This is a genomic window from Aquiflexum sp. (assembly GCF_041751335.1).
Classification (GTDB): Bacteria; Bacteroidota; Bacteroidia; order Cytophagales; family Cyclobacteriaceae; genus Aquiflexum.
In genome coordinates, this window is record NZ_JBGSXS010000164.1 from 1 (window position 1) to 2,508 (window position 2,508).

Genomic DNA, 2,508 nt, shown 5'->3' on the forward strand with positions numbered 1-2,508 from the left:
CAATTATATAGGCCAGGAATCCAGTCATGGCAAACATCCAAGAAGTTTCGCTATGGATAAGTTTGGTGAATACCTTTTTGTAACCAATAGGGACACAGATAATCTAGTAATTTTAAAGATTGATAAGGATACCGGCATGCTCAGTGAAACTGGAATCCAGGTAAAGGTCCCAGGTGCGGTAGTGGTGAAGCAGGTTTTGTTTTAAATTACACCTACCCTCACCTCCAAAAGGTCACCAATGAAAGGCCATTAACTACCACATGCAAAATCTTCTCCCTCCCAAATCACTACGATATTCTTCAGACGGCTAAAGTCTATGCCCCCTTCACCAGGCCCTATTTTTCCGATTGTTTCCCCTTCGCAGTTTATAACTGAAGGGTAAGCGGAGGCACAGAAGGGACAACAGCTTTGAGTTACAAAAACAGTTTTGGACTTGTATCTAGCCATAATAACGGAATAATAAGAGGAAAGTGGAGATTCTTCCAACTCCTGAACCCTAACTGAAAGCCATCCAATATTTTCAAGTGGGTCTGAAACTGAACAGGCATAATTTGGCTCCATTCTTTCATGGCATGAAGTCATGAAAATAAGGGATATGGCCGACAATACTAGAAAAGATTTCATAAGCCGTAGGAGTTTTTCATAAGGACGGATTATTTAGAAAGATTGTCTTAATGGATTGGAATTTTTTTTTTGAAATTGAAATCTGGATACTAAATACCAACTCTTCTCCGGCATTAGTTTGACTAAGTCAATAACATCTTCAAAATGCACCCATTTGTTTTAGCCAAATAACATTCACCCCTCCCATCTCCTCAACCTCCTTTTTAGCTCCTGATTATCCTCCTGTAATTTTTCCACTTTTTCCAGGAGATCAATTACCACCTCTATTCCCTGTGGATTGAGTTCAAAGTCTTTATAGAGCCTGACCATTCGTTCCAATTGTCCAAGGGTTTCTTCCTCCAGATAAGGTTCGGGATCATCTTCAATTATTTCGATCAGCCCGAGTTCCCTGAAAGAAAAAATCAAACTGCTCTCAATCCCATGGTATTGGCAGAAGGTGGTGATGGTGATATATTTAGTTGTTTCCATGATTCCTTAATTTTGAAAGTTGGGTAAATAAGTCCATTTCCTTTTCTGAGAGCTCTTTTGGAATCTCCACTTGATAGGTGACATAAAGGTTACCAAACTTGCCTTCTTCCTTATACACCGGAAATCCCTTTCCTTTTAACCTGACTTTTGTGTCGTTTTGTGTTCCTGGTTTGAGTTTTAGCTTGACCTTGCCATCCATGGTAGGCACCGTGATTTCCCCTCCTAAAACCGCTGTGTAGAGATCAACATTGACCTTGGCATGTAAGTCATTTCCCTCCCGCACAAAATCAGTATCATTCTTGATTACAAATGAAATATAAAGATCTCCTTTTGGTCCACGATTGACACCGTCGCCTCCATAGCCCTTGATTTTGATGGTCTGCCCATCTTCCACACCGGCCTGAATCGTGAGCCGGATATTTTTACCATTTACAGTCAGCGTCTGTTTGTGGGTCTGATATACATCTGAAAGTTTCAGATGCAGTTCAGCTTTGTAGTCAGCACCTTTATATTTCACCCCTTCCCTACCCGAACTTTGGAAACCACCTGAGGCATCTCCACCAAACATGGAACTGAAAAAATCAGAAAAATCTTCCTGAGTAAATTGTCCTGAATATGCCCTGCTACTCTGCTGCCCTCTTGGCCTGGATTGGCGTTGACCTCCTCTTTCAAACTCTTCCGCATGTTTCCAATCTTTGCCATACTGATCATATTTCTTCCTTTTTTCGGGATCACTGAGTACTTCATTGGCTTCATTGACCTGTTTGAATTTGTTTTCTGCCTCCTTGTCGTTGGGATTCAGGTCAGGATGGTATTTGCGTGCCATCTTCCTGTAGGCTTTTTTGATATCATCTACCGAGGCATTTCTATCAATTTCTAAAATTTTATAGTAGTTAATGAATTCCATACTTTAGAAAAATAAATCATTTGTGAGACAAATCAAAGGTCATCCTAATAACCCCTTTGCAAAAAAAACTTAGCTTCTTTGAAAACCATGTTAAGTTTTAAACATCTTTTTATGATAAAATCGCTAAAAACCCACAATTTGGATTAAAAACATCTATGGATTTATCAAAAAACACTATATCCTAAAATCAAGGTAAAAAATAAACCGACTTTTGGTGTTTCAGCACAATTTTCAAAAAAATAGGTTAAAATTTAAACCATAAAAAAAGGAGTCTTTGAAAAAGACTCCTAAATAGGGTTTATTTGTAACTGACTACAGCCATATAAACTTTGGTAATTATCAAACTTTTTGTGTTTTTTCGCTACCAAAATTTTCTAAACTTATTAAAATCTATTGAAACGACCACAAAAACCATAAATAATTTTTTAACAAATTTTTAACATCCAAAGGATATTTGGTTATTTTCCCTTATTCTGAAAAACCTTTGGTATAATGCCAAATTCATTTTT

The 2,508-nt window shown here is 37.8% G+C and carries 4 protein-coding genes; 1 reads left to right on the forward strand and 3 read right to left on the reverse strand.

Going from position 1 to position 2,508, the window contains the following annotated elements; genetic code table 11:
- Nucleotides 1-205 (forward strand): beta-propeller fold lactonase family protein (locus tag ACEW8U_RS09170; RefSeq protein ID WP_373521742.1); only part of this gene is annotated, 205 nt, incomplete at its 5' end.
- 44 nt (nt 206-249) lie between these two features.
- Here ACEW8U_RS09170 and ACEW8U_RS09175 read toward each other — a convergent pair.
- From ACEW8U_RS09175 to ACEW8U_RS09185, 3 genes are all read right to left on the reverse strand, one after another.
- Nucleotides 250-624, reverse strand: coding sequence for a hypothetical protein (locus tag ACEW8U_RS09175; RefSeq protein WP_373521743.1), 375 nt, complete (start codon nt 622-624; stop codon nt 250-252).
- A gap of 174 nt (nt 625-798) precedes the next feature.
- Nucleotides 799-1,092 carry a chaperone modulator CbpM gene (locus ACEW8U_RS09180; RefSeq protein ID WP_373521744.1) on the reverse strand — a complete coding sequence of 98 codons (294 nt, stop codon included), beginning with the start codon at nt 1,090-1,092 and terminating at the stop codon, nt 799-801.
- A complete protein-coding gene (locus ACEW8U_RS09185) occupies nt 1,079-1,999 on the reverse strand; it encodes a DnaJ C-terminal domain-containing protein (RefSeq protein ID WP_373521745.1) in 921 nt (306 codons plus the stop codon). Before ACEW8U_RS09185 ends, ACEW8U_RS09180 begins: the two co-directional genes overlap by 14 nt.
- Between the last annotated feature and the right edge of the window lie 509 nt (nt 2,000-2,508).

Coding starts and splice junctions, on each gene's coding strand:
- ACEW8U_RS09175 (WP_373521743.1), bottom strand. CDS start 624: ATGAAATCTTTTCTAGTATTGTCGGCCATATCCCTTATTTTCATGACT.
- ACEW8U_RS09180 (WP_373521744.1), bottom strand. CDS start 1,092: ATGGAAACAACTAAATATATCACCATCACCACCTTCTGCCAATACCAT.
- ACEW8U_RS09185 (WP_373521745.1), bottom strand. CDS start 1,999: ATGGAATTCATTAACTACTATAAAATTTTAGAAATTGATAGAAATGCC.